Annotated in this window: 6 protein-coding genes; all 6 read right to left on the reverse strand. The window is 70.1% G+C overall.

All coding sequences use genetic code 11. The features are described from left to right. Positions 1–1,194, reverse strand: a 1,194-nt coding sequence (locus Q4F04_RS10845) for an RtcB family protein (protein ID WP_303369847.1), incomplete at its 3' end; no start/stop codon positions are given. Between the two features lie 65 nt (positions 1,195–1,259). After that, positions 1,260–2,072 (reverse strand): aminoglycoside 3-N-acetyltransferase, encoded by an 813-nt coding sequence (gene aac(3), locus Q4F04_RS10850; RefSeq protein WP_303369848.1) that lies wholly within the window; start codon positions 2,070–2,072, stop codon positions 1,260–1,262. A 2-nt stretch (positions 2,073–2,074) separates the two neighbouring features. Further along, positions 2,075–2,830 (reverse strand): hypothetical protein, encoded by a 756-nt coding sequence (locus Q4F04_RS10855; protein ID WP_303369849.1) that lies wholly within the window; start codon positions 2,828–2,830, stop codon positions 2,075–2,077. Positions 2,831–2,903: 73 nt separating this feature from the next. Beyond that, on the reverse strand, positions 2,904–4,196 hold the full coding sequence (gene serS / locus Q4F04_RS10860; RefSeq protein ID WP_303369850.1) for a serine--tRNA ligase: 1,293 nt from the start codon (positions 4,194–4,196) through the stop codon (positions 2,904–2,906). 87 nt (positions 4,197–4,283) lie between these two features. Further along, entirely contained in the window at positions 4,284–4,634 is a 351-nt protein-coding gene (locus tag Q4F04_RS10865; protein ID WP_303369851.1) for a thioredoxin family protein, read from the reverse strand. A gap of 188 nt (positions 4,635–4,822) precedes the next feature. Beyond that, positions 4,823–5,944 carry a bifunctional transcriptional activator/DNA repair enzyme AdaA gene (locus Q4F04_RS10870; protein ID WP_303369852.1) on the reverse strand — a complete coding sequence of 374 codons (1,122 nt, stop codon included), beginning with the start codon at positions 5,942–5,944 and terminating at the stop codon, positions 4,823–4,825. Between the last annotated feature and the right edge of the window lie 74 nt (positions 5,945–6,018).

The following is a 6,018-nucleotide window of genomic DNA, read 5'->3' on the forward strand; positions in this document are numbered from 1 at the left end:
CATGCGGCGGCGGTGCTGGGTGCGGCTCATGTTGCGCCCGGCACCGTGGGGCGCAAAGCCGAGGTTGCGGGCGTTGCGTTTCCCCTGCACCAGCAGCACCGGCTGGGCCATGTTCAGCGGCACGATCTGCGTGCCGCTGGTGTCGTGCTGCAGCGGATCGTGGATCGGCGTCGCGCCCTTGGCGTGCCAGAAGAGATCGCCCTTCGGGTCGCCATCCGATTCCCGGAAGACGAAGTTGTGGGGGTTCCACAGCCGGTCCGCCGCCTTTGCGCGAAGAAGCCTGCCCGCCGCGTCATGCAGGGCTGCGTGGTTGAGCCGGGTCCATTCGCGCAGCAGTTCCAGCGCCTGCCAGTAAAGCGCGCCCTCGCGGCTTGAGGCCGGAATCCAGGCGTTGGCGGGCAGGGTGTCGGGGGCGATCTCGCGGCGGAACCGCTCGGCGATCTCCATCCCGGTCTTGTAAAGCAGCGCCCCGAACCCGCGCGAGCCGTGGTGCGTCACCAGCGCCACCCGCCCCGTCGCCTTCGACCGGCCGACGAAGGCGAAGTGGTTGCCGTCGCCCTGCGTGCCGAAATGCGATTGCACCATCTGCTGCAGCTTGGCGTTGCCGCGCAGCAGCTCGTGGTCGCGGATGGCATCGCGCAACTCCTTCGGCAGCGGCATTTCGTCGGCGCGGGGACGACCGCCGGGGCCGAAATGCGTGACCTCGTGGATGGCGTTCAGCAGCGCGCCGGGGGCCAGGTCGTCGTAGAAGCTGGCGGTCAGCGAACAGCAGATGTCGGCCGAATGCATCCCCGGATGGATGGCGTCCCGCGCGGCGACCACGCCACCGACCGGGATCGTCCCTGGCGGCCCGGCGGGGCAGGCGTCGGGCATGATCGCCCCCGCCTCGATCGTCGGGGTCCGCATCAGTTCGTCGAAGCTTGCGCGCACGGCGGCGACGTTCTGTTCCTCGTCGGGGTGGTCGGCGGTGATGTTGGACTGGTAAGGCAGGGGCGCGTCACGCAGCATCATGCGCCGTGACCGGGCCTGCGCCTCGGCGGCGGCGGCCTTCGCCAGCCGTTCCTGCGCCATCTTCAGCGCCTGGCTGCGCGACAGCTTGCGCTTGCGCGCCTCGCGCAGCACCTCCGAGAACACCGGCCCCGGCATGTAGCCAAGGTCGATCAGGTCCTTGCCGGTGAGATTGTCGTCATCCATGCCATCCGCCTTTTACCGTCACCATGTCCTACGCGCGGCGGGCGGTTCCGGTTGCAGGCCGGGCGTCAGCCCCCGCAGCCGAACCTCGCCTCAAGCCAGCCGACCCCGAAGGCTGTGATGTCGCCTGCGTCGAACAGGTGGCAGCGCGCCCCGGCCACCATGCCCTCGCAGTGCCGGTCAAGGGCGGCATAGGCGCGGGCGATCGTCTCTACCCCGTCCGGCCCGCCTTCAGCGGCGAAGCGGTCGAGGATGCCGTTGCTGTCGAAATCCTCGCATCGCCGCCAGACGGTCCGGCCATCCGGGCCGCGCAGGGGCATCTCGTAGCTGACGCGCCGCTTGCCGGGAATCTCGGCCACCGCCTCGGCGTAATGCAGCGCCGTCACCGCATCCAGCGGCGCCCCCAGCATCAGGACCCTGCCGCCCATCCGGATGAACCGCTCGACCGGAGAGCCGGGGCCGAAGGCCTGCCCCAGCCGGTGCGGCGCCACCAGTTCCCGCGCCCTTGCGCCAAGGGCGACCATCGAAGCGTCGGGATGGGCGCTGCGCCACGCGCCCGGCGTCTCGGCGATGAAGCGGTTCAGCAGCCCGAAACCCGGATAAACGCCCGCGGTCGCCGGATCGAAGGCCGGCCAGCCGCGCCGCGCGGCGGCGTCCATCCGCGCGCCGTTCAGCGTTTCCCCATGAGGCGAGCGGTCCCACGAGGCATAGCCCATGATCGTGCCCTCCGGCCCGACCGCATCCATCAGCGCACCGACCACCGCAGCCGGGCCGCCCTCGACCGGTCCGAGCGCCTTCAGCGAGGCATGGACCATCAGCACGTCGCCCTGCGCCACCCCCAGCGTGCCCAGTTCGCGGGCGATCAAGGCGCGATCCACCATGGTCAGGTCGTCACCCGGACCAGCACCACCGCCAGGGCCGAGATGCCCAGCACGCAGGCGGTGGCGATGGTGATGCTGTAGCCCACCGTTCCGCCGGCCAGCCCGATCATCGCCCAGATCACCGCCAGCGAGAATGTCGGGAAGCTGTCGATCTTCAACTGCAGCCAGACGGCGGACAGGGCCGCGACCAGCAGCCCCAGCAGGATCGAGCGTTCCAGCCCGAGGCCCATGTAGTGGATGAGCAGGCTCAGCGAGGAACAGGTCGTCATCAGCAGCCAGCCCGCCAGAAAGGCGATGGGAAACAGGCTGATCCCCCGTTCCGGCGCCGGATGTGTGTCGATCCCGCGGACCACCAGAAGGCAGGCAATCCCCGCCAGCAGGATGCCCGCCAGCGGCAGGATGTTGACGATCCAGGGCCAGGCCGCGGCGCAGAGAAGCCCGAGGTTGATCGCCCGCGGCAACGGCGGGCCGAAGCGTTCCTGCAGCCGCCCCAGGACATGCAGAAAGGCCGCCGCGACCGCGGCGATCATCAGCCCCCACAGGATCACGTTCGCCGGCTGCGACATGATCCCCAGCAGGTTCATGCTGACGTCCCCGCCCTGCAGCGCGACCCGGCCGGACATCGGCCGGTCGAAGGACAGCGGGTCGGTGTAAAGGTTGTCCCAGACCGTGACCGTCCGCAGCGATGTCAGCACCGCCGAGATCGCGAACAATCCCGCGGTGAAGGCCTCGATCATGGCTTGAAGGTTGCGGCTCATGCCGGGGAAACGCCCCAAGGTTGGGCGGGGTCCATGGCGGGCCGAGGATTTTTGTCGGGCACCTGCTTTCGCGTCAGGCGAGCGCGCCCCCGGCCGTCAGCCTCGTGGCGCCGCCCAGCCAGGGCCGCAGCGCCTCGGGCAGATCGACCGAGCCGTCGGCCTGCTGGCCGTTTTCCAGCACCGCGATCAGCGTCCGCCCAACCGCGAGGCCAGAGCCGTTCAGGGTATGGACGAACTCGGGCCGCCCGCCGCCCGCGGGGCGATAACGGGCGTTCATCCGCCGCGCCTGGAAATCGCCGCAATAGCTGACCGAGGAAATCTCGCGGTAGCGGTCCTGGCCCGGCAGCCAGACCTCGATGTCATGGGTGATGCGGGCGCCGAAGCCCATGTCGCCGGTGCACAGGACGACCGTGCGATAGGGCAGGCCCAGCGCCTCCAGCACCGCCTCGGCGCATTTCGTCATGCGGTCATGCTCGGCCAGCCCCGTCTCGGCGTCGGTGATGGACACCATCTCGACCTTCTCGAACTGGTGCTGGCGCAGCATCCCCGTCGTGTCGCGGCCCGCGCTGCCGGCCTCGGACCGGAAGCATTGCGAATGGGCGACCATCCGACGGGGCAGGGTGGCGTGGTCCACCAGGTCACCGTGGACAGTGTTGGTCAGCGTGACCTCGGCCGTGGGGATCAGCCACCAGCCCTCGCGCGTCTGATAACTGTCCTCGCCGAACTTGGGCAGTTGGCCCGTGCCTTCCATCATTTCCGAAAGGACGAGGACCGGAGTCCAGGTTTCCTTCAGGCCATGCTTGTCGATGTGCAGGTCCAGCATGAACTGGGCCAGCGCCCGGTGGATGCGGGCGACGGCACCCGACAGCAGCACGAAGCGGGCGCCGGACAGCTTGGCGGCGGTGGCGAAGTCCATGCCGGGGCGCACGCCCGCGATCTCGAAATGCTCGGCCGGGGTGAAGTCCAGCGTCCGAGGCTCGCCCCAGCGGCGGATTTCCACGTTGTCGTTCTCGTCCCTGCCCTCGGGCACGCTGGGAAGCGGCAGGTTCGGGATCGTCAGCAGCAGCTCGCGCAGCTTCGCATCCAGCGACGCGGCCTCGGCCTGCATGGCGGCGACCTCGTCCTTCTTGGTTCCGACAAGGGCGCGCAGGCGCTGGAACTCCTCCTCGTCGCCGCGGGCCTTGGCGGCGCCGACCTCCTTGCTGGCGCGGTTCTGTTCGGCCTGCGCGGTCTCGGCGGCGGCGATGCGGGCGCGGCGCTCGGCGTCCAGCGACAGGATCTCGGGCGACATCGGCGCAAGGCCCCGGCGGGCGAGGGCGGCGTCGAACGCCGCCGGGTCGTCGCGGATCACGCGGATGTCATGCATGGCCTGTCCCCTTCGCTTTTCGGCGCGGCCGCTGCAGCCGCGCGGGCCTGCCTTAGCGCAGGGCCGCACGCGGCAAAAGGGGCGCCCTCACGCCAGCAACGCGCCCAAGGCGCGCCAGAAGGTTCCGGGGCTGTCGTAGCCCTCGAAGCGCCCGACCTCCATCCGGTTGTCCAGCAGGATGAAAGTCGGCGAGGCATAAGGCGCCGCGGCCAGCGCCAGCCCGTCAGGCCAGGGTCCGTCGATGGGAACGGCGGTCAGCGGCGCGGCCTTTCCCAAGGGATGCGCGGCATAGCCCGGCAGCACCTCGCGCCGGAAGGCCGCGCAAAAGGGGCAGCGCGGCGCCTCGACCATCAGCAGTGCGCGTCCGCGCGGCGCAAGGGCATTCGCCGGAAAGGCCGCGGCGAGGGCAAGCGTGGTCAGGACAGAGCGGCGGTGCATGGCAGGCCTTGTCGGAACAGGGGCGCCGGCAATCTTGCCCTTGCGAGAACAACGCGCAAGTCTCGCCGCCGCTTCCCTAGGGAGAATACCGCCCAGCGGCCCGCTGCACGACAGAAGCGGCCTCGCCAAGACGCTTCAGCAGGCGTGGCCCCATTTGATGCCGCGGTGACGCGCGCCCTTGTCTTTCTTCATCGCACAAATATCCCGGGGTCCGGGGCAGAGCCCCGGTCCGACAGTGCCGCATCACCTGCTTCGGCCAGCTTCCGCTCGATCCCGATCAGCGCCTGCTTGCGCCACAAACCGCCCGCATAGCCTGTCAGGCTGCCGTCCGCGCCGATGACGCGGTGGCAGGGGATCACGATGGCGATCTGGTTCGATCCCACCGCCCGTGCCACTGCCCGCGCGCCCGTGGGCCGGCCCAGCCGCGCCGCAAGTCCGCCATAGCTGACCGTGGCGCCGGGGAGAATGCGCTGTAACTCGGTCCAGACCTCGCGCAGGAAGGGTGTGCCATGCAGCGTCAGCGGCAGGTCAAAATCACCGCTTGCCCCGGCGAAATAGGCCACAAGCTGCGCCTCGGCCCTGTCGATGACGGCGCTGCGGCCCAGCCCGATCCGCCCCCCTGCATTGGCTGAAAGGCGGCGCAACTCGGCCGCAAGCCCCTTGCGGTCGGTGAACTCCAGCAGATGCAGGCTGTGGTCGTCGGCAACGGCGATCATCCCGCCCAGCGGCGTGTCCAGCCATTCCGCCGCCAGCCCCGGCGCGCCGCGCGTCATCGCCGCCGGAGGATGGCCGAACAGTCGCGCAAAGGCCTCGCGGAAGCCGCTGGCGCTGTCGAAGCCCGCGTCAAGCTGGGCTTCGATGACGCGGGCGCCACCGGAAAGGCCGCGCAGGCCTTGGCGCAGACGGGACTGGCGGGTGAAGTCGAGAAAGCTCATGCCATAGTGCCTTTGAAAAGCGCGCCGCACGGTCGAGGGGTCAAGGCCGGCCGCCGCCACATCCGCCTCGGTCCAGCGGCGGGCAGGATCGGCGGACGCCGCGGACAGCATCCGCCGGATCACCGGGTCGCCCTCGGCCTCGGGTCCTAAGGGATGGCAGCGCAGGCAGGGCCGGAAGCCCGCGCCCAGCGCCGCGGCGGGGCTGTCGAACCATTGGCAGTTTTCCGGCCGCGGCTTGCGGGCGGGGCAGGTCAGCCGACAGAAGATGCCGGTCGTCCTGACCCCCACCCACGCCCGGCCTTCATAGGCCGGGTCGCGGCTGGCCAGCGCCCGGTAAAGCGTTGCGTCGTCGGGAAGGGTGAAGAAGCTGTCCATGCCCGTATCCTAACCGATTCGCGCGCCCATGCAGCCGGGGATCGGGCGCCGCATCCGGGCAGACGGATCGCTGC

Source organism: Paracoccus sp. (in: a-proteobacteria), assembly GCF_030536915.1.
Classification (GTDB): Bacteria; Pseudomonadota; Alphaproteobacteria; order Rhodobacterales; family Rhodobacteraceae; genus Paracoccus.